The sequence below is a fragment of the Mesorhizobium sp. M1428 genome, assembly GCF_040317515.1.
In the GTDB taxonomy this organism is placed as follows: domain Bacteria; phylum Pseudomonadota; class Alphaproteobacteria; order Rhizobiales; family Rhizobiaceae; genus Mesorhizobium.
The window spans coordinates 106674-125634 of record NZ_JAMYKT010000004.1 but is presented as its reverse complement, the minus strand read 5'-3'; the positions used below and the strand labels follow the sequence as shown (position 1 = coordinate 125634).

Below are 18961 nucleotides of genomic sequence, written 5' to 3'. Positions count from 1 at the left end.
CTATTTTGCCTTGGTACGGCGTTTCGAGCTCTTGCCGACTACGGAAGCGGCAAGCGAGGCCGCACCTTTGGCGGTCGCAAGCACGGCACCAGCGGCGACGTTGGCCGTTGCTTTAACAGTGCGCATTGCGCTGCCTGCGATCGATCCTCTGCTGCTTGCCGGCTTTTTAGGGCTGGCGGCTTTGGGAGCTGCGGCCTTGCTCGCAGCAGGCATCACCTTTTTCGGCGCTGCCTTGCCAAAGCTGGGCTTTGCCGCCTCCTTGGAACGCGCCGCCGCTGCCGGGCCGGCGCCGGTTTTCGCTCGAGTGGCTTTTGATCGTGTTGCCCTGCCCTTGGCGGGCGCAGGCTTTCTTGCCATGGTTTCCATCGAACTGTTCCCTCATACGGCACGATTGCCGTGTCCCGGGATAACGGCCTGAAAGTGTTAAGGTTCCGGCCGAACAGTCCTTACAGATCAGGCCTGTTCGCCGACCACCAGGTCGGCGGGTCGCCGACGGGCAAGCACCCGATCGATGTTCGGCATGTCGTTGGAAGCGATCCAGGCGCGCGCGTCCTCGTCGGACCGGCCGTGCTCGTGCCATCGCTCCAGCAGCCGGCGCTCGAGCTCGGCGCGCGGCACATCGACGAAGATCGAGAAGTCGAACAGCGGCGCCAGCCGCGTCCATGGCTCTTCGTCGAGCAGCAGATAATTGCCTTCGACCAGGATGAATTTGGTCTCGGCGGCGATGATCGCGGCGGCGGCGCGCGACAGCTCCATGCTGCGGTCGAAGACCGGGATTGCAATATCCGGCTCGCCGGCCCGGATGCGCTTGAGCAGCGTTTCGAAGCCGGCAAAATCAAAGGTTTCCGGGGCACCTTTTCGCGCGCGAAGGCCGCGCCGCTCGAGCACGACATCATCGTAGTGGAAGCCATCCATCGGCACGACTTCCGCCGTGCCTTCCGGCAGCAGGTCGTGCAAACCTGCCGACAATGTCGATTTGCCGGCGCCGGGCGGACCGGCAATGGCAACGATGAAGCGCGGTGCCTTGGCGGCGCGCTTGAATATGGTGGCGGCGAGATGAGCGATCTCTGACATTGGAGCCTTTCTGGCTGAGTGTTTTCGATCTTGGCGACAATTCGCGGGAATTTCAAACCCGGGATTAGTTTCCTCGCTCAGGGATTTTGACCGTCCGTTGGCAAATCGCAAAGCTTTGAGATTGCCCGAAACGATCGTCCCTGGGGCGGAGCAAGGAGCGAAGCGACGCAGCGCAGACCCCGGGATCCATGCCGTGACATCAGGGGCGCCTCAGCGGCGCAGAATTCTGTTCCGCCGCATTCCTCGACGACGGTCGCGGCATGGATCCCATGGTCTCCGCGACGTCGCTTCGCTCCTGCTCCGCCCTGGGATGACGAAGGTGGGGAGGCGAGCTCTCAAACTGGGACCGACCTGCCGATCCGCAGGAAATCGCTGTCGAAGCCGACGTCGCGCACGGCATCATCGGCCGCCAGGATGCGCATGCGGCCCGGCGAGGTCGTGACGTCGCGCGGCGGCTCGCCGGATGGCCATGGCAGTGCGCCGATGACATGGCGGAACGAAAAGCTGCGCCCTTCGGAAAGGGCAAAGGCGGTCGCCACGCCTTCGCGCTTCAGCCAGTTGTCGCCGAGCGAGGCGGCGTGGCCAACTGCGGTGCGGCCGTCCTCGATGCCGAGCACGCCGCGGTGGCGGCCGCTCCATGGCGCATAATCGCGCCCGCCATTGCTGACCCACAGCATGGTGACCGGCAGTTCGGCTGGGTTCTTCAGCACCAGCACGAGATCGGCTTCCGCCTGGCGCGCCAGCGCGGTCCAGCCCGGCCCGCCATGATCGGCCTCGACCAGCGTGACGAAATCCTCACGCTGCTGATCCATGCGATAGGTGGTCAGGTCGATCGTGCCGCCGTCGGCGGCGGGAAAGCGCGTCAGGTCGTCGGTTCGCGCCGGATAGGCGAGCAGAGAGCGGCCGCGAGCCAGATCGGGTTCCGGCGCTTCGTTCGGCGTTGCGGCAAGGCGCTTCGGCGAGAAGGCCAGCCTGCCGCCGGCCGTCATCACCGTCATCGGATGGTGGGCGACGGGAATGGCGCCGGCACCATCGGAAAAGACGTGCTCCTGATAGAGAAAAGGATGGTCGTCGCGCAAGGTCAGGATCTTGTCGACGGTTGCGCCCATGACCAGGCGCTGGAGGCGGAAGACGGCGCGCCAGCCATCGGCCGTTGCTGCGTTGTCGACCACATCCCAGTGACTATTGGCCGGCCAGCCATGCAAAGGTGCCGCTTCGACGTCGCTGACCGAGAACGGCGCGCACAGGAAATCGCCCGACAGGTGGACCGTCCCTTCAGGCAGGTCTTTCGGCAGCGTCTCGCGCGGCTCGCCGACCCAGGGCGCGCGATGCAGCGGCTTCAGCCGGCGGCCATCGATATCGATCGCCATGTCGGCGAGATGGCCGACGGCAAGATCGACCGATACCGAAATGCCTTTTGCCGTGATCGTGACCGTATCCATGTGCACCTACCGATTCTGCCGGCGCCAGCAAAGCCCACTCGCCGCCGGTTGCGCAAGCGGTGCGGCCGGCAATTCCCATCACACGGCGGCGGCATAGCCGCCACGTCGGCCTGTGGACAGGGCACCAATCCAGGCCCAGACCGATATTAACCAAATGGACTGTGCCTTTGCGTTAAGATAGCTTCGCCTCGTCTCAGAAACAGCCTGCCTTCGGAACTGACTTGTCCGCCTTCCGGTTCTTTTCGTTCATCCACAAATGCGTCGCTGTGCTGGCGCTGCTGCTGTTTGTCGCCGGCTGCACGACTGTCACGCCTCCCGACAGCGTGCTGGCGGTGCCGGCGCCGCCGCAGAAATATGCCGCCATGGTCATCGATGCCGGCACCGGCAAGACGCTGTTCGAGGTCAATTCGACGGCGCCGCGTTATCCGGCGTCACTGACCAAGATGATGACGCTCTACCTTCTGTTCGAGGCGCTGGAGCAGGGCCGCATCAGCAAGGAGACACAAATCCCGGTGTCGGACAACGCCGCCCGGCAGCCGCCGACCAAGCTGCGGTTCAGGCGCGGCGAGACCATCGACGTCGATTCGGCGATCCGCGCCATCGTCGTCAAATCGGCCAATGATGTGGCGGTCGCCGTCGCCGAATATCTCGGCGGCAGCGAACAGGCGTTCGCCGGCATGATGACCGCCAAGGCGCGCCAGATCGGCATGAGCAGCACCGTGTTCCGCAATGCTTCGGGCCTGCCGGACGGCGACCAGCACACCAGCGCGCGCGACATGGCGGTGCTCGGCATGGCGCTGCACGCCCGCTTCCCGCAGCATTTCCACTATTTCTCCGAAAGCGACTTCATGTTCCGCGGCAGGCTGGTGCGCGGCCACAACGACATGCTCGGCCGGGTGCGCGGCGTCGACGGCATCAAGACCGGCTACATCAGGGCTTCGGGCTTCAACATCGTTACCTCCTATAATGCGGACGGGCACCGGCTGATCATCGTGGTGATGGGCGCCGACAGCGCGCGCCAGCGCAACGACCACGTCGAGGCGCTGATCCAGCGCAGCCTGTTGCCGACCTCCGAGGCAAAGACGCGGCTGCTGTATGCCGAGGAGCAGTGACGGTTGAAGTCCGGGTGTTGACCGTGTGCGGGTTCAGGCGACAAACGCAGAACCGCCGTTTTGCGCGATACTGCTGAGATATTTTGCCGGCGGCTTGCCAAGCGCTTTCTTGAACATAGTGATGAAGGCGGTGACCGATTCATAGCCGAGATCGGCCGAAACCTGCTGCACGCTGGCGCCGGAGGCCAGCTCGCGCAATGCGACGATCAGGTGCAATTGCTGGCGCCAGCGCCCGAAGGTCAGCCCTGTCTCCTTGACCACGAGACGGGCGAGACTGCTTTCGCTGAGGGCGACGCGACTGGCCCATTCCGCCAGGGTGCTGCGGTCGGCAGCATCTTGCGCCAGTGCCGCGGCGATGCGCCTCAAGCGCGGCTCGGACGAGATCGGCAAATGTAGCTGCTGGACAGGCATGCGCGGCAGGTCGGTGAGCAGAACCCTGGTCAGGAGCTCGCCCCTCCCATCATCGTCCTCACCGCGATCCGCCAGCTCGATGATGAGCTCGCGCAGCAACGGCGAGATCGACAGCGTGCAGCACCGGTCCGGCAGGTCGGCAGCTTCCGGCTCGATATAGACGAAGAAAATCCGGGCATTGGCGGTCGCGATATTGCTGTGCTCCATGTCGCCCGGAATCCACACCGCGCAATGCGGCGGCACCATCCACAGCCCGCTGGGGACGCGACATGTGACGCCACCTCCGAGCGCGAAGACAAGTTGGCCTTTGCGGTGGCGGTGGTCGGGCACCTCCGCCCTGGTCTCGGTGACGTCAACGCGCACGGCGATTGCCGGCGCGAGGACATCATCCGGATCGAAAGGCCAGGGGTAGCGGAGAGGCTGTCTCATATTGACTGATCTTAGCGATGATATGCCAAGATATCTAAATTACTCGAACAGGAAAGTCGCTAGCTTAGGCCTCCAGATGAGTAACTCAGGAGCCGGCAGGGGGCTTCCAGTCCCCTGCTTGCGTTCTGAACGTCGGACCAACAAGCCCGCACGAAAACAGGCTGGCGTCCGCCAGGCAGCAGGAAGGTACGAACCATGCTCGGCTTAATCACATCTCTCGATAGCGCCACCGGGTTGAGGCTCGCCGAACTTGGCGAGCCCGAGCCCGCCCCGCACGAGGCGCTGGTCTCGGTCCGGGCAGTCTCGCTGAACCGCGGCGAACTGCGCCTGCTCAACATCCGCCCGAACGGCTGGGTACCTGGCCAAGACGTCGCCGGGGTCGTCGAGCGTGCTGCGGCCGACGGCTCCGGGCCAGCCGTCGGCGCCCGGGTTGCGGCTTTGGTCGACGAGGCCGGGTGGGCCGAAAATGTCGCCGTTCCAACCGACCACCTCGCCGTCCTGCCGGACGACGTCAGTTTCGGCGCCGCCGCCACCGTTCCGGTCGCGGGCACGACCGCGCTGCGAACCCTGCGCCTCGGCGGCGACCTGGCCGGCCAGCGGGTCCTGATTACCGGCGCAAGCGGTGCGGTCGGCCGTTTCCAGATCCAGATCGCCCGCCAGCAGGGCGCGTCGGTGGTCGCGGTCGCCGCCGCCCGGCATGCCGAAGATCTCCGCAGCCTCGGAGCCGAGCAGGTCGTCGAAACGATCGAGCTCGCCGACGGACTGTTCTCGCTGATTGCCGAATCGGTCGGCGGCGATAGCCTCGCCCATGCGATCGAACGGGTCGCGCCCGGCGGGACCGTCGTCATGTTCGGCTCGAGCAGCGGCGAACTCACGCCGATCGGCTTCCGCCAGTTCGTTCCGGGCCACGAAGGCGCGCGGCTGCAGACCTTCGCCTACTACGCTTCCGGTCCGGAGGTAGGCGCCGACATCGCCTCGCTGCTCGCGCTGATCGCAGCCGGCCGGCTCGAAACGCGCGTGGTCCTGACCGTGCCATGGCGGGACGTCGGCCAGGCCCTCGACGCGCTGCGGCAACGCAGCATCAGCGGCAAGGCAGTGCTTACCATGACCGGATGAGCAGGCGCGGCCGCCGGGACGGTGTCTATACCAAGCCTGCTACGGCAACTTAAGCCCGCCCGCGATTGCCCGTTGAAGCCGGCGCCTGCTTCCGCTAAGAAGCCGTGGCTGGCCGGTTCACCGGCTGGTTCGTTTTTGGGATCACCGATCCTGAAAGCACCCGTAGCTCAGCTGGATAGAGCGCTGCCCTCCGAAGGCAGAGGTCACAGGTTCGAATCCTGTCGGGTGCGCCAACTCTCAAAATGTACGGCCCGGACACATAGGTTGCGGTTTATACCGGAGACATGGTGGACTGCACCCCCTTGGGTGAGACACCAATTAGGGACAGTTCCCCAGATTTTGGATTGCGCACGGCCTCATAACGCAACGGTTAAGTAGGCGACCGCGGGAAGTCCGCGGGGTTCCCAAGCCTGTGTAAAAACGCCGGGCCTGGCTCCAATCAGACCCGTGGATCGTATACTGTGACGAGACGTCGGGACCGAGGATCAGCGGATATGGACGAGGAGGGCTTGGCCGAGATCTCAGCCCGATATATTCGCTTCGCCGATACGGAAGCTCGCGGTCGCTCGCCGCTCTACGAGGAGTTGGCTCGGGCAGTCGCTGGGGATCGGGAGGCGCTCGGTTTCCTGTCGACCCTTCCGGACCTAAAGCGGCAACCGAACCTTCTACTTGCCGTGGTGCGTCACCTGTTCGCCACGCCGACAGGGTGGACCGAGTTTCGCCAGGCGCTTCAGGCTAATCCCGACGCTATCCGCTCGCTCATGCTCGAGCGCTCAACGCAAACCAACGAGCCGGGAAGATGCGCCACCCTGCTCCCCGTGCTCGCGCGTTTGCCGCAGCCGCTGGCCCTCATCGAGGTCGGGACCTCCGCAGGGCTCTGCCTCATGCCCGATCTCTATGGCTATGACTACGGACGCAAGGTGATCCGCGCACCCGCGATGGCCTTGGAGCCGCCTGTCTTCCGCTGCCTCGCCAGCGAAACAACGCCATTGCCGACGGCCTTGCCACAAGTCGTCTGGCGGGCGGGATTGGACCTGAGCCCGATAGATGCTTCGGACGACACGCAAGTCGCATGGCTTGAGACGCTGGTCTGGCCGGAACAGACAGCACGGCTCGCCAATCTGCGGGCGGCCCTGAAGATCGCTGCCACAGTCAAGCCTCGGCTGGTGAAGGGCGACCTGCGCGGGAGCGACCTCGTGCAACTCTGCAACGAAGCGCCAAACGACGCTACACTCGTCATCTTTCACACAGCCGTCCTCGACTATGTCTCCGACCCTGGTGACAGAGAAGCTTTTGCCCAACAGGCGATGCGTCTCTCGCCTTATTGGGTATCGAACGAGTTCCCTCGCGTCTTCCCGTCCATCGCCACACGCGCCGGAACAAGTTGGCCGCCCGGCCGCTTCCTCCTGTCTGCGAACGGCTCCCCTGTAGCTTGGACCGACCCGCATGGCGCCTCGCTCGAATGGATCGCGGACGCGGCGTAGGCTATAGGTGGTGGATTGCCGTCCCTTGGCCAGAGGCGCCATCAGTTCTCAGCTTCATCTATGCGCGTTTCGACTGCTCGCGTCTCGAATTCATTGGAAGCGACCTCTCCGACTTGCCTTGTCGCCGCCTCTACCGGACGGCTGAGAGCGAGAACGGCGCGCTGAGGCGTACGAAGACCGCTCCACAGTCGGGAACCACAGCTGTCGGCAAGCCGTTTACGCTGCAAACCCGCCTGGCGATCCTCAGAGGCCGGGCCGAGTTGTCCGAGATCCACAAATTGGGGATTGATCATGACAAGCGCTGCCGACCGCGATCCGCGCCATCACACGCAGAAAATGCAGAAAAAGTTGGAGGAGGTGAAGCAGCACCTTCGCGAGGACATCGAGAAGGTCGATGAGCCGCAGCTGAAGGCGATGTTCGAGACGTCCGCCGAGGTGATCGGCGGCCTCCAGAAGGCGTTCCAGGACTATGAACAGAAGAATGAACCCGCCTGGCGTTGAACGACTTCTTCGCCGGTAGGTTTCGAAGGGAGCGCCGCCGTGCCTGCACCACCTGAAATGGATGTCGTCCTCGAACAGCTGCCGTTGAGGATCGGCGCCTATGTCCCCGACGATCTGCTGGAGGACTGGTTTGCGCCGGGAACCGGCATGAACCCGGTCAGCAAGGAGGCGCTTGCCGCCGCCAAGAACTACGGCTGGCGCTTCGAATGCGACTTCAAGCACTATCCCGAGCGCAAAGAGGGCGTGTTCTGGAAGTGGGTGCCGGCGATCTGACCGGCGCTGGAACGGTTCATCGTTCCGCGGAAACGCAGAACTGGTCCATTTTTGTGTTTTGACGCAATTCCGCACGAAAACCCGTTTCAAACTTTCCTGGAATTGCTCAGCCTCCGCCGATCGGTGTCGTCACCTTGCCGGTTCCGCCGCATTCGGGGCAGGTGCGGCCGTCGATCATGCCTGACCCCGCACAGCGGCGGCAGATATTCTCGCCAGCGCCTGGAGTGCCTGCGGGGACTTCGTCCGCGTTGGTCTGACCGGCTTGCCGGGGCTTGCCCTGCAGCTTGTTTCTCAGCCGGGCGACCCAGCCTTCGTCGACCTCGAGCGGCCTGCTGCTGTCGTCCGGCAGGCCTTCGCCGGATTGGCCGATGGTTTCATTGCGCGGCCGGTCGTTCGCGCCTGTCGTGATCTTCTGAGCCATTGCAGTTGCCTTTACGCCTTGCAATTTTCGAACGCCTCAGCTGCGCAGAGGTTCCGGTTGCGGCCGGCAGCCTTTCAGCCGGGTTTTGTCCGAGCCGTCCTTCGGCCTCGGCTGGCAAGGATGGTGGTCAGCGTGACCGGACGAAAATCCCAGCTGTCGACGCCGACGTCATATTGACGCGTGACCGGGATGAGCCTGCCGTGCGAATGGCCATGCAGGTCGATCGATTTCCGGCCGATCTGGTTCCAGGTGCGAAAAGGGTAGTGGCAAAGGATCAGCAGGCTGCCGTGGTGCGTCAGCTCCTTGTAGTGCTGCGTGCTCGCCCAACCCGTGGCCTCGATGGTGGCCGCAGCATCGTTGTTGCCGATGACCAGATGCTTGCTGCCATGAAGAGACGACAGCAGCGACGACACGAACGCGGCCGATCCCCTGGCAAAATCGCCGAGATGCCAGACCTCGTCGTCCGGCCCGACAGTCTCGTTCCAGAACGCAACGAGCGCCCGGTCATGTTCCGCCAGCGAGCCGAACGGGCGGCGGTCGATGCGCAGGATGCGCGGGTCGCTGAAATGCGTGTCGGCGGTGAAGTAGATCATGCGCTGGAGCCTGTTTCGACCTGCCGATCTGGGCGCGTGGCGCACCAAGTCCATCTCGCTCTCCCCGATGCTTGCTCAACCCGCTCGATCGCCGGTTGTTCCTGTAGGCAGGCAAGCGGTTTCCGCTCGCCGGAACTTTGAAATGAGACGCAGGTTAGGATGCTTGAAGCCGATGCTCTGAAAGGACCTCGACGATGACCGACGCAGCACCTCTTGGGCGGAGCCCGGCTCAGGCGCGGGGCGATATCGACGCCGGGCGCGCGGGGGACAAGACACCGGGCATCGATCCGGCTGCGGCTCCCATGGAAACGGACGCGGAATCCGCCGGTACCGCTTCCGCAGATGATCCGTCTCCACGCCATGAAACGCCGGAGTTCACCAACCAGGCGAGCTATGCCAATGCGATGCGCCCGCTGAGGGACGAGCCCGCCGTCCAACCGCGCAGATACGGGCCGGTCCTGGTGATTGCCGCCATCGTCGTGCTGGCCGCGGCGGTTTTCATCGGCGCAGCCATTCTGCGCTGAATACCTTTATCCGTGAGCTGTGGCTGGACATTTTGTGTCCGGTCCGGGAACTTGCCGACGCGCCAGGTTCAGGCGTGAACGAGTCTGCTGCACAGTGACCACGACCCATCAATTCTTTGCCCGTGACGCCACCATCGTGGCGCGCGACATCATTGGCGCCTCGCTGCTTCTGCACGGCGTTGGCGGCATCATCGTCGAGACCGAGGCGTATCGCCCGGATGACCCGGCTTCGCATGCTTTCGGTGGCAGGACGGTGCGCAACGGCGCCATGTTCGGCGCCCCGGGCAGCGCCTATGTCTATCGCTCCTATGGCCTGCATTGGTGCCTCAATGCCGTGTGCCTGCCCGGCAGTGCCGTGCTTATCCGCGCAATCGAACCGCAATCCGGGCTGGATGTGATGCGGGCCAATCGCCGCGTTGACGATCCCCGGCTGCTTTGTTCGGGACCGGGTCGCCTTTGCCAGGCGCTGGCAATCGACAAATCCCATGACGGGCTGCCGCTGGACTTGCCGCCATTCGACTTCAGACAGCCGGGCGACGCCAGCGTCGTTCTTACAGGCCGCCGGATCGGCATTTCCAAGGCTGTCGATGCGGAGTGGCGGTTCGGCCTGCGCGGCTCGGATTATTTGAGTCGCAAATTCTGACGCTGCGGCAGCGGCAGAGCAGCTGCCTGGCATCACTCGTCGGGTTTGCCGAGATGCATAGGCGTTCTCTGTTGGCGGGCTTCGCTGGTCACCTCGTCGGCTCCGGCAGGTGAAATCCCTCGCAACGCCTTCGCGGCTTCGATCAGGCGCCCGCGATCATTGCCGAAGCTCTTGATCAGCTGGCGGACCTGGTCGGCGGTGATGCCGTTCAGTTGGGCAAAATACTCGACCTCACGGTCGTCTTCCGCAGCAACGCGATCGCGGTCGCGGAAATCTCGCTTGCTCTTATCGTCAGCCATTTTTTCCTCCTGGTGGAGCTTCGCATCAATGGCAACGTGGGCAAGCGGGTTTCGTTGCCGCGACCAGGCGGACTTTTGCGCCATCGTGGCGACTGACCAGGAACCATGAGGCGAGCAGCCGGTTTGGCTTGGATGCAGCAGCCCCCAATTCATACCGATGGAGATTACGATGACGCTCGCAAGCAAAACCACTGTAATTGCAGCGGCGCTGGCCATGTTGGCCGCGCCGGCATTCGGCCAGACGAGCCCGCCCGCAGCGCCGGCACCGGCACCGGGGAATGTGAACGGGCAGGACGCCATGCGCGACATGATGCGCCAGATGATGACCGAGATGCTGGAAGAGAGAATGCAGGAAGATCGCGCGCCCCGGGGAGAACGGCGAGGTCACTGGCATCGCGACTACAGGATGGGCCCGCCTCACAGAGATTGGGAGATGGGAGGGCGCGGCGGCGGGATGCATGGCGCGAGGATGCGAATGATGTTCGCCATAGTAGATGCGGACGGCGATGGCGCGCTTTCTCAAAGCGAAGTCCAGGATTTCGTCGGGCGGATATTCAACGCCGTCGACGAGGACGGTGACGGCAGCGTCGACATGCAGGAAATCCGATCCTTCTTCCACGGAGCAGACGCCGAGGATCAGGAGTGAGTCCCCTACGGGTCGGCAGGAGGCCTGTCGGCCGGGGAGGATGAAAGCGCTGGCAACGGGATACCAGGCTGCCAGCCGGGGAGATGCGTTCCTTGGCTGGCCTTGCCCGAACGCCGCGGACCAATCAAACCAGCAGGAATTCGTTGGCCATGACAGAGAAAGCCACAGAGAAAACCCCGACCATCGCTCGTATCTGGCGCGGCAGAACCGTGCCTAAAAAGGCGGATGCCTATGAGAGTTACAATTACGAGGCCGGCATCAAGCCGCTGATCGAGAAGGCCCTGGGCGTGCAGACCTTTCGCGAGGACACGCCGACCCATTCGGAATTCGTGACGATCTCCTATTGGGAAAACGTCGAGGCGATGGCAGCGTTCACCGGCGGCGATCCGACGAAAATCCACCATCTCGAGCGGGATGAAGAGTTCCTGATCGAGCTGCCGTCGAGGGTGCAGGTGTTGCGCATCCGCTCCAATCACGGCCGGCTGGGATAGGCCGGCGCCGCCGCATCGGGCTCGATCCGTGGCATCGCCGTCAAGTCGATCTCGGTAATATGCCGGCGGCCGAGATTTGCGGTCGATCCGGACAGCATCGTGTTAAGCCAGGCAGGCGACACCGGCGTCGAGCAGGCGACGCTCGACATTCCGCAGATCGTGCGGCGGCAGGATCAGTTAGTAGGTGATCTTCGGGTACCAGTCCGTCCCGCGGCCGTCCGGCGTCAGGTCCAGGACGTTCCACAGGACCATCAAGTCCGGCGGCGTGGTCGGGTCCTGGCCCGGATCGGCAGTCTCGAAACCCAGTTCGGCGCCCCAGAAATGCCGGATGGTTCCATCACGGCGGGTAAAGACGTTTTGAGCGGCGGTATCGGTCCCGTCATCCATGATGGCGTGGTAGTCCTGGCTGAACTTCCCGTTCACGTCGGCGTAGAGCGGCAAGTTCTTCCAGCCGCGCTCGACTTTGAAGGCGACCTGTCGCTCGATGGGCGAAAGGCCGACGACGGCCAGGGCGACACGCTGACGGATGTGGTCGGCGTTGCCATCCAGGCAGCTCAGAAGCGCCGTGCACATGGGGCAGGGTCGCGCGCGTTTGGGGCCGTACATCCAGTTGTAGACAAACAGCGTGTCCTTGTCGCCGAACAGCTCAGCGACGCCGACGGGATTGGCGCCGGCCACGCTGCTGGCTTCGCCCATGAACTGATAGTCGCCCTTCACCTCGCCGCCGGGCGGCAGGGCGCGGCGCTGCGCGGCGACGCGCGCGATATGCCGGCGAAGGTCGATTTCCTCGACCATCAGGGCCTCGCGGGCCTTGCGGTACTCGGCGGTCTCGTTCGGTTGGTGGGCGCCGTTCTTCCGAACCAGTGCTTCGGCCTTCCGAACCAGTGCTTCGGCGGGTTGCAGGGCGGAACCGTAGTCCATGACTTATCTCCCAGTTCAAACCTCTTAAACTGGCCAGCCGCCTTGGGGTTCCGCCTGGAATGACCACGGCCCGGAGACACGGGTTACCGTTTAGACCGGAGACATGGGTGACACTTTTGGCCCGAGGAGCCTTGGAGTGGCTCGAGCTTGCGTGTTCATCGTCGAAGTAGGTCGATCTCGGTAATATGCCAGCGGCCGAGATTTGCGGTGTAGAGCCTGTCGCCCTTGAAGGCGATGTTGGTGGGATGGGCGAGCGTGGTTGCCGTCGGATCCTCGATCAGCACTTCGAGCCCGCTATCCTGTCGCCAACGATAGATGCGGCTCGGCTCGTAGCACGAGATGAACAGCGAACCGTCCGGCGCGAAGGCGACGCCATCGGGAACGTTGTTCACGCCGTCGACGACGAGCTGGCGAGGTCCTGCCGTGCCGTCGGCACGGATCGGCACATAGCTGACGCAGGCCGCATGGCTTTCCACCACATAAAGCCCGCTCCCATCCGGCGCCATCGCCATGCCGTTGGCGAAGGCCATGGCCTCGCTACACCACAGGCCGCCTTCGCCGGTCTTCAAATCGAAGCGAAAAATGCCGGAGCGGTTGTCTTCGCCTACGCTGTCCGACACGTAGAGCCAGCCTCGTGCCTCGTCGACTATCGGATAGTTCGGCACGCGGATGCCGGACGCCGCGAAGCGCTGCATGTCGGCCGTCGCGGCATCCCAGCGAAAGATCGCCGCATGTCTCAGATCGCAGGCAAAACAGTTTCCCGCGCTATCGAAGGCGATCCCGAGCAGAAAGCCCTCCGTGCCGCCCATGCGTTCGACCGAGCTGCCATCGGCGGCCAGGCGCAGCAGGTCGCCGGTTTCGGTGCCGCACCAGATCGAGCCGTCGCGATGGACGGCCACGCCTTCAGGATGCGCGACGCGCGGGGTGGTGAAGATGCCGTCGAAGAAGACCTTTGCGGCCGACATTTCGAGCAACGGCTTTGTCATGCGCCGCCCCCTCTTCAATCCGGTGCAGTATGCGACCGCTGTGCGGCAATGCAGCGCTCGACCATCAGCCGGTCGGCCGCCAGGATCTCGGCGATCAGCGCGCGGCGCTCCTTGGCGCTGACGAATTCGAGGCGCCGCAGGCCGAGCGGGTCGATGCGGTTTCGCAGGATGTCGAGCGTCTCGTTCGAGGGTAGCGCAACCTCGCGGCAATCGGCATCGAATGTCAGGGCAAAGCCGGTGGCATCCTGGACCTGCTGGCGGGTCACGCCCGGCATGGTCTCGATGACGGCCAATTGGCGGCTCTCCCGGTCGAGCCGAAACACGCAAAGGTCGGTGAACACCAGAGCCGCGCCGGTCCGATAGCCCATCGGCTCGCGTTCGGCCTCAGTCAACAGCCCGCGCGCCGAGCTGGCGATCTCGACCGTCTCGACCAGCGACTGCACGGAATGGCGGGGGACGTAGAGCAGATAATCGCGATGCATGTTGGCGACATCGGCCATGCCGCCTTGCCCGGGCAGCCGGATAAGGCTGCCGTCACGCTTGCGCAGCGCAATGGTGTTGACGCGCCCACGGCGGTCGACCTGCGCGGCACCGACAATCTCATGCGTCACCGCGCCGGCCTGGTAGTAGGTCGAATAGGTGTCATCGCCGCCGGCATGGGCCATCGCTGTCTCGCAATCGAGGCTTTCGATCAGCGACAGGATCATCGGGCTCGGCGCTATGTCGAGATGGCCGCAACTCATGGTGGCGATGATCATATCAGGCGCGTGCGTCGCCTTGGCCAGCCGGTAGGCGACATTGGCCAGTGGCGACACTGCACCGGCACTGGCAAAGCTCTCATTGTCGAGCTCAGCAGCGATACGGGCGGCGATGATCTCGTCGATGGACGCCGCCTTTTTGCCGTGCACGAGCGCAGGCATTGCGAGGACTGTTTCAGCGCGGACTTTCGCAGCGTCTTGAACCCGCTCCGGCACGCCTTCCGCAGGCATGCTCAGGCTGTCCGACAAAGGTATTTCCTTGGCCGCGAACGCCCCCGCCAACGCTTGATAATCCGTCACATAGAATGGCAGGCAAGAGGCGGGATAGGCGCCGCCTGGCGCCAGCGCGATCGCCGACACCTGGTTGCGGGTCAAAATGCTCTGCCGGCCATCATGCCGCAGCGCTCCGAACGGGACGATTTCCTCGACCGTGACCAGCACCTGGCGCGCCGCGCCGGCCATGGCGAAATCCAGCGCTCGTGGTCCGATGATCTGGACATTGCCGCTCTCATCGGCTCGCTGGGCATGGACGACGAACGTATCGAGCCGCAAGGCCGGGATGATCCCGGTCGTGATTCCCGCGATCGGATCGGGCACGGCGATCGCGCCCGGCACGCGCGCCAGCATGTCCGAACCCTCCGGAAGCTGAAACGGCATCGACAGCAGGTTCTGCTGCGCCGCCCGCAACGCCTGGATCATGGCCAGCGCCGTCCAATCGCGGACCGGCACGGCATTGGTCTCGGCAGCCGCGCGGAAGCGCGGCGGCAAGCCAAAAATATCGAGGCTGGAAAAGCAGATATCGACCTCCGCCACGGCATTCGCTTCAAGAAGCAGTTCGAGTGGCAGGCCGCCGGCCCAGCAGACATAGCGAAGGTCCTTGACGCCCAAGCGGGCGATGGCCCGCAACAAGGCGATCGGCAGCCGGGCAAAATGATGGCCACCGACACCGAAGACGTCGCCGCCGCCGACCATCGCCGCCAGGCTCTCAACATCGGTGAAGCGCGGCCGGTTTTGCTTGACCAGGGACGTCATTTTGCAGCCTTTCCCCGCGCCGCGCTCTTTTCAGCAAATTCCCTGACCCGGCGCTGGCCGATCTCGCTGCGGTAGAGGCCACCCAGGACATTGCGCTCCATGGCAAGGCCGCCGACCAGATCGCCCGACACGGCATGCGCGGTCAGCGCTTTCAGCCCCTCGATCGCTGCGGCCGGTTCGGCGGCAATCATCTCGGCGAGTTCCAGCGCCCGCGGCATCAGCCTTTCGGCATCGACGATCTCGTTGACCAGACCGGCGCCGACGAACTCGGAAGCCGGCACGATGGCGCCGGTCATCAGCAAAAAATTGGCGCGGTTGCGGCCGAGCTTCTGGACGCTGCGCTGCGTGCCGCCGCCGCCGGGGACCAGCCCGAGCTTGATTTCGGGCAGGCCGAGCTTCGCGAACTGGTTGGCGATGACGATGTCGCAGCACAGCACCAGCTCCATGCCGCCGCCGAGCGCAAAGCCGTTGACCGCGGCGATGACCGGATTACGGTTCTGCTCGATAGCCGCATACATGCGCGTGCCCGCCATCTGGAAGGCGTCGAACTCGGCAGCTGTCTGGGCGGCGTATTCCTTGATGTCGGCGCCGGCCATGAAGCCGCGCCCCTCGCCGGTCACCACGATCGCGCCGATACTGTCATTCTGCGACAGCGCCTCGAAAACCTCGGTGATCTCGCTTTGCATCAGCCGGTTCATGGCGTTGAGCTGATCGGCGCGCCGGAAGGTGACGACTGCGACGCGCCGGGATATTTCCAAGGTGAGTGTCTGGTAAATGCTCATCGTCAGGCAGCATCCACGGTCATGTCGCCGGATGCCTCAAGTGCTGCAATCTCGCCGCTGGAGAGGCCGAACTCGGCGAGTATCTCGCGGCCATGCTGGCCGACCAGCGGCGCCGGCCGCTCTATGGTAGCCGGCGTCTCGCTCATCTTGACCGCCGGTGCGACCACCCTGACCTTGCCGCCGCGCGGATGATCGTAGCTGGTGATCATGCCCAGGTGCTCGACCTGCGGGTCCTCGGCTGCGCGCCTTATGTCCTTTACCTCGGCACACCAGATGTCGGCTGCCAGCAGCCGCGCCAGCAGCTCCTGCGTGGCAAACTTCCTGGTTTCGGCGTTGACCTTGTCGAACACCTCGTCGCGCTTGTCGAACAGCGTCTTCAGATCGTCGTAGACAGAGAGCTGCGGCGCCTCCAGCACTTCATACAGCGTCTTGAACGGGCTCATGGCGATCGACACATAGCCGCCGTCCTTCGCTTCGTAGATGCCGAACGGCGCCTGCATGCCGGGGTGGCCGATGCCGGAATTCGGGCGCACGAAATCCTCGCCGAGATTGAGCACGGCGACATATTCCTGATTGAGATGCGCCAGCATGCCGGCCAGCAGATTGACCTCGATCTTCTGGCCCTTGCCGGTCTTCTCGCGATAGTAGAGCGCCGACAGGATGCCATAGACCATGTTCATGGCGCCGATCTGGTCGGCCAGGCCGGCGCCGGCCGGAACAGGCGCCTGGTCGCCGCGGCCGGTGTTGGAAATCAGCCCGGACAGTCCCTGGATCAGCATGTCCTGGCCGGGGCGCTCGACATAGGGGCCTTCCTCGCCATAGCCAGAGCCCGAGCAATAGATAATGGCGGGATTGACCGCCCTGAAATCCTCGTAGCCATAGCCGAGCCTGGCGAGCACGCCAGGGCGGAAATTCTGCACCACCACATCCGCCTTCTTGGCCATATCCATGATGATGGCATGCACCTTGCGGCTTTTCAGATTGAGCGCGATGGAGCGCTTGTTGCGGTTCCATGCGAGGAAATTCGGGCTCTCGGAGCCGCCGACCCATTTGGCGAAGAAGGTCATGCCGCGGAACATGTCGCCGGCGCCGGCACGCTCGATCTTGATGATGTCGGCACCCATGTCGCCGAGCAGCTGTGTGGCGAACGGCCCTTGCAGCAGATGGCTGAAATCGAGAATGCGGACGCCTTCGAGGGCCTTGTTCATTTTTGTCTCGTTGGTTGTCAAAGCAGGTCGGGTACGTAGCGGGGTGCTGCGGTGAGGCCGCCGTCGACGCGCAGGTCGGTGCCGGTGGTGAAACCGGCGGCGTCGGAGGCGAGATAGACGGCGGCTTCGGCCACTTCGGACGGTTTGCCGATGCGGCCGAGCGGATGCATCTTCACCCAGGCCTTGGCGAGATTGCCGCCGATCTGCTTGACCAATTTGTCGTTCATCGGCGTGTTGATGGTGCCGGGCGAGATCGAGTTGACGCGGATGTTGAGCGGGCCGAACTCGACCGCCATCTGGCGCGTCATCGCCATCACCGCACCCTTGGCGCCGGCATAGGCGGTCCAGCCGTCGAGCCCGATATGCCCTTGTGCCGAGGCCATGTTGATGATCGAGCCCGATTTCTGCGCGATCATATGCGGCAGCGCATATTTGCAGCCGCGGAAGACGCTGGTGAGGTTGACCGCGATCAGCCGGTGCCACTGCTCGTCGGTCATTTCGTGAACCGGCATGCCGCCGATGGCGATGGCGGCATTGTTGACGAGAATGTCGAGATGGCCGGTCTTGGCGACCGCGCCGTCTATCAGGGCGGCGATGTCGGCCTCCTCCGCCACGTCGCAATGGATGTAGTCGGCGCGGTGGCCGGCGGCGCGCAGCTCGGCTGCGAAGTTTTCACCCTTCTCGTCGGCGATGTCGCCGAGGAAGACGTGCGCGCCTTCCCTTGCCATCGCCTCGCTGATCGCATGGCCGATACCGTCGGCGGCGCCGGTGACGATTGCGGTTTTCCCTTTGAGACGATCCATGTCAGCCTCCAATGGCGCGCCGGCGCTTTGCTTCGTCGAAGGCGACGGCGGCAATGATGATCATGCCGGTGATGACCAGTTGCCACTCGGTCGGCAGGCCGAGACCGCGCAGCCCGTTGGACAGGAACTGCAGGATCAGCACGCCGAGCGCCATGCCGGTCAGGCTGCCGATGCCGCCGGCAAGGCTCACGCCGCCGAGCACGGTGGCGGCGACGACCTGGAACTCGAAATTCAGCCCGGCCGTATGCTGCGCCGAGCCGACGCGGGCGGCCAGGATGATTCCGGCTACCGTTGCCAGCAGCGCGCTGATGATGAAACAGATGAACTTGACGCGGCGCACGTCGTAACCCGCCAGCCGTGCCACTTCCGGATTGCCGCCGACGGCATAGATCTGCCGTCCGAACGGCCGGTGCTGCATCATGTAGGCGAAGACGGCGAGCAGGACGATGGCGATGACCGCCGAATAGGGAACGACATTGAACAGGCGGCCGTCCGACAGCGCGATGAAGCTGTCGAGCGCTGCATCGTCGGGGATGGCGCGCTGGCCGGTGTAGAGGTAGACACCGCCGCGCATGATGAACATCGTGCCCAGGGTCACGATCAGCGAGTTGATGCCGGCATAGGCCGTTAGATAGCCATTCACGACGCCGATGATCAGTCCGAACAGCAGCGCGCCACTGATGCCGAGCACAAGCGAGTTGGTGTCGTTCATGATGATGATAAGCGGCAGCGCGATCGTCGCCAGCAGTGAGCCGATCGAGATGTCGACCTCGCCGGAGATGAAAACGATGGCGCAGCCGATACCGGCGGTCAGCGCCAGCGAAGCCTGACCGAGCACATTGGTGATGTTGCGCACCGAGAAGAAGTTCTCCGCAGTGAAGGAAAAGAACGCGATCACCAGGATGAGGCAGAGGAGCAATGCCAATTCCTGCCGCGCGACGAGCCGCGCCAGCATGGACGGCCCAGCTTTCATGGTGTCGGTGCTTGCCAGGCTCATCGCTTGCTCCCTTTG

General features: G+C 64.1%; 25 protein-coding genes and 1 tRNA gene. 11 read left to right on the top strand and 15 right to left on the bottom strand.

Features of this window, described 5'->3' with window-relative positions; genetic code table 11:
• Positions 1-126 (bottom strand): hypothetical protein, encoded by a 126-nt coding sequence (locus tag NKG60_RS07675; RefSeq protein WP_352862935.1) that lies wholly within the window; start codon positions 124-126, stop codon positions 1-3.
• On the opposite strand from NKG60_RS07675, the gene NKG60_RS07670 reads away from it, so the two are divergent.
• A complete protein-coding gene (locus NKG60_RS07670; protein ID WP_352663719.1) occupies positions 119-418 on the top strand; it encodes a hypothetical protein in 300 nt (99 codons plus the stop codon). The genes NKG60_RS07675 and NKG60_RS07670 overlap by 8 nt on opposite strands.
• A 35-nt stretch (positions 419-453) precedes the next feature.
• On the opposite strand, the gene NKG60_RS07665 is transcribed toward NKG60_RS07670, so the two are convergent.
• Complete coding sequence (locus NKG60_RS07665) at positions 454-1074, bottom strand: nucleoside triphosphate hydrolase (protein WP_352663721.1); 621 nt, start codon at positions 1072-1074, stop codon at positions 454-456.
• 335 nt (positions 1075-1409) lie between these two features.
• Complete coding sequence (locus tag NKG60_RS07660) at positions 1410-2516, bottom strand: hypothetical protein (protein WP_352663723.1); 1107 nt, start codon at positions 2514-2516, stop codon at positions 1410-1412.
• 221 nt (positions 2517-2737) lie between these two features.
• Between NKG60_RS07660 and NKG60_RS07655 the strand changes: the two genes are divergently transcribed.
• Positions 2738-3628: a D-alanyl-D-alanine carboxypeptidase family protein gene (locus NKG60_RS07655; RefSeq protein ID WP_352663725.1), complete on the top strand. Its 891-nt coding sequence runs from the start codon at positions 2738-2740 to the stop codon at positions 3626-3628.
• A gap of 33 nt (positions 3629-3661) precedes the next feature.
• Here the strand turns inward: NKG60_RS07655 and NKG60_RS07650 are convergent, their stop codons facing one another.
• Complete coding sequence (locus tag NKG60_RS07650; protein ID WP_352663727.1) at positions 3662-4468, bottom strand: AraC family transcriptional regulator; 807 nt, start codon at positions 4466-4468, stop codon at positions 3662-3664.
• Between the two features lie 195 nt (positions 4469-4663).
• Here NKG60_RS07650 and NKG60_RS07645 point away from each other — a divergent pair, with 195 nt between their 5' ends.
• The 5 genes from NKG60_RS07645 (at position 4664) to NKG60_RS07625 (ending at position 7842) form a co-directional block, all read left to right on the top strand.
• Entirely contained in the window at positions 4664-5584 is a 921-nt protein-coding gene (locus NKG60_RS07645; protein WP_352663729.1) for a zinc-binding dehydrogenase, read from the top strand.
• 156 nt (positions 5585-5740) lie between these two features.
• A tRNA-Arg gene (locus NKG60_RS07640) sits at positions 5741-5817 on the top strand.
• Positions 5818-6078: 261 nt separating this feature from the next.
• Entirely contained in the window at positions 6079-7068 is a 990-nt protein-coding gene (locus tag NKG60_RS07635; RefSeq protein ID WP_352663731.1) for a DUF2332 domain-containing protein, read from the top strand.
• Between the two features lie 291 nt (positions 7069-7359).
• Positions 7360-7569 (top strand): hypothetical protein, encoded by a 210-nt coding sequence (locus NKG60_RS07630; RefSeq protein WP_352474763.1) that lies wholly within the window; start codon positions 7360-7362, stop codon positions 7567-7569.
• A gap of 39 nt (positions 7570-7608) precedes the next feature.
• A complete protein-coding gene (locus tag NKG60_RS07625) occupies positions 7609-7842 on the top strand; it encodes a hypothetical protein (protein WP_352663733.1) in 234 nt (77 codons plus the stop codon).
• A 106-nt stretch (positions 7843-7948) separates the two neighbouring features.
• On the opposite strand, the gene NKG60_RS07620 is transcribed toward NKG60_RS07625, so the two are convergent.
• Together NKG60_RS07620 and NKG60_RS07615 are read right to left on the bottom strand one after the other, a co-directional pair.
• On the bottom strand, positions 7949-8263 hold the full coding sequence (locus tag NKG60_RS07620) for a hypothetical protein (RefSeq protein WP_352663959.1): 315 nt from the start codon (positions 8261-8263) through the stop codon (positions 7949-7951).
• 74 nt (positions 8264-8337) lie between these two features.
• The gene (locus NKG60_RS07615) at positions 8338-8856 is read right to left on the bottom strand and encodes a metallophosphoesterase (RefSeq protein ID WP_352663735.1); all 519 of its coding nucleotides are present in this window, start codon (positions 8854-8856) and stop codon (positions 8338-8340) included.
• A 194-nt stretch (positions 8857-9050) separates the two neighbouring features.
• On the opposite strand from NKG60_RS07615, the gene NKG60_RS07610 reads away from it, so the two are divergent.
• Positions 9051-9380, top strand: coding sequence for a hypothetical protein (locus tag NKG60_RS07610; RefSeq protein WP_352663737.1), 330 nt, complete (start codon positions 9051-9053; stop codon positions 9378-9380).
• Positions 9381-9474: 94 nt separating this feature from the next.
• A complete protein-coding gene (locus NKG60_RS07605) occupies positions 9475-10023 on the top strand; it encodes a DNA-3-methyladenine glycosylase (protein WP_352663739.1) in 549 nt (182 codons plus the stop codon).
• Between the two features lie 32 nt (positions 10024-10055).
• Here NKG60_RS07605 and NKG60_RS07600 read toward each other — a convergent pair whose 3' ends face one another.
• On the bottom strand, positions 10056-10406 hold the full coding sequence (locus tag NKG60_RS07600; RefSeq protein ID WP_352862933.1) for a DUF3606 domain-containing protein: 351 nt from the start codon (positions 10404-10406) through the stop codon (positions 10056-10058).
• Positions 10407-10491: 85 nt separating this feature from the next.
• On the opposite strand from NKG60_RS07600, the gene NKG60_RS07595 reads away from it, so the two are divergent.
• Positions 10492-10968, top strand: coding sequence for an EF-hand domain-containing protein (locus NKG60_RS07595; protein ID WP_352663743.1), 477 nt, complete (start codon positions 10492-10494; stop codon positions 10966-10968).
• Positions 10969-11117: 149 nt separating this feature from the next.
• Entirely contained in the window at positions 11118-11459 is a 342-nt protein-coding gene (locus NKG60_RS07590) for a hypothetical protein (protein ID WP_352974721.1), read from the top strand.
• On the opposite strand, the gene NKG60_RS07585 is transcribed toward NKG60_RS07590, so the two are convergent.
• From NKG60_RS07585 to NKG60_RS07550, 8 genes are all read right to left on the bottom strand, one after another.
• On the bottom strand, positions 11441-11608 hold the full coding sequence (locus tag NKG60_RS07585; RefSeq protein WP_352663747.1) for a hypothetical protein: 168 nt from the start codon (positions 11606-11608) through the stop codon (positions 11441-11443). The two genes, NKG60_RS07590 and NKG60_RS07585, sit on opposite strands and share 19 nt — an antisense overlap.
• A 28-nt stretch (positions 11609-11636) precedes the next feature.
• The gene (locus NKG60_RS07580) at positions 11637-12380 is read right to left on the bottom strand and encodes a DUF899 family protein (protein ID WP_352974718.1); all 744 of its coding nucleotides are present in this window, start codon (positions 12378-12380) and stop codon (positions 11637-11639) included.
• Positions 12381-12535: 155 nt separating this feature from the next.
• Positions 12536-13366: an SMP-30/gluconolactonase/LRE family protein gene (locus tag NKG60_RS07575; protein WP_352974716.1), complete on the bottom strand. Its 831-nt coding sequence runs from the start codon at positions 13364-13366 to the stop codon at positions 12536-12538.
• Positions 13367-13380: 14 nt separating this feature from the next.
• The gene (locus NKG60_RS07570) at positions 13381-15156 is read right to left on the bottom strand and encodes a CoA-transferase (RefSeq protein WP_352974714.1); all 1776 of its coding nucleotides are present in this window, start codon (positions 15154-15156) and stop codon (positions 13381-13383) included.
• On the bottom strand, positions 15153-15938 hold the full coding sequence (locus NKG60_RS07565; RefSeq protein WP_352974712.1) for an enoyl-CoA hydratase/isomerase family protein: 786 nt from the start codon (positions 15936-15938) through the stop codon (positions 15153-15155). The genes NKG60_RS07570 and NKG60_RS07565 overlap by 4 nt, the downstream gene beginning before the upstream one ends.
• Positions 15939-15940: 2 nt before the next feature.
• Entirely contained in the window at positions 15941-17146 is a 1206-nt protein-coding gene (locus NKG60_RS07560; protein ID WP_352974710.1) for a CaiB/BaiF CoA transferase family protein, read from the bottom strand.
• A 17-nt stretch (positions 17147-17163) separates the two neighbouring features.
• Positions 17164-17949: an SDR family NAD(P)-dependent oxidoreductase gene (locus tag NKG60_RS07555; RefSeq protein WP_352663757.1), complete on the bottom strand. Its 786-nt coding sequence runs from the start codon at positions 17947-17949 to the stop codon at positions 17164-17166.
• Position 17950: 1 nt separating this feature from the next.
• A complete protein-coding gene (locus NKG60_RS07550) occupies positions 17951-18946 on the bottom strand; it encodes an ABC transporter permease (protein WP_352663759.1) in 996 nt (331 codons plus the stop codon).
• Positions 18947-18961 lie beyond the last annotated feature (15 nt).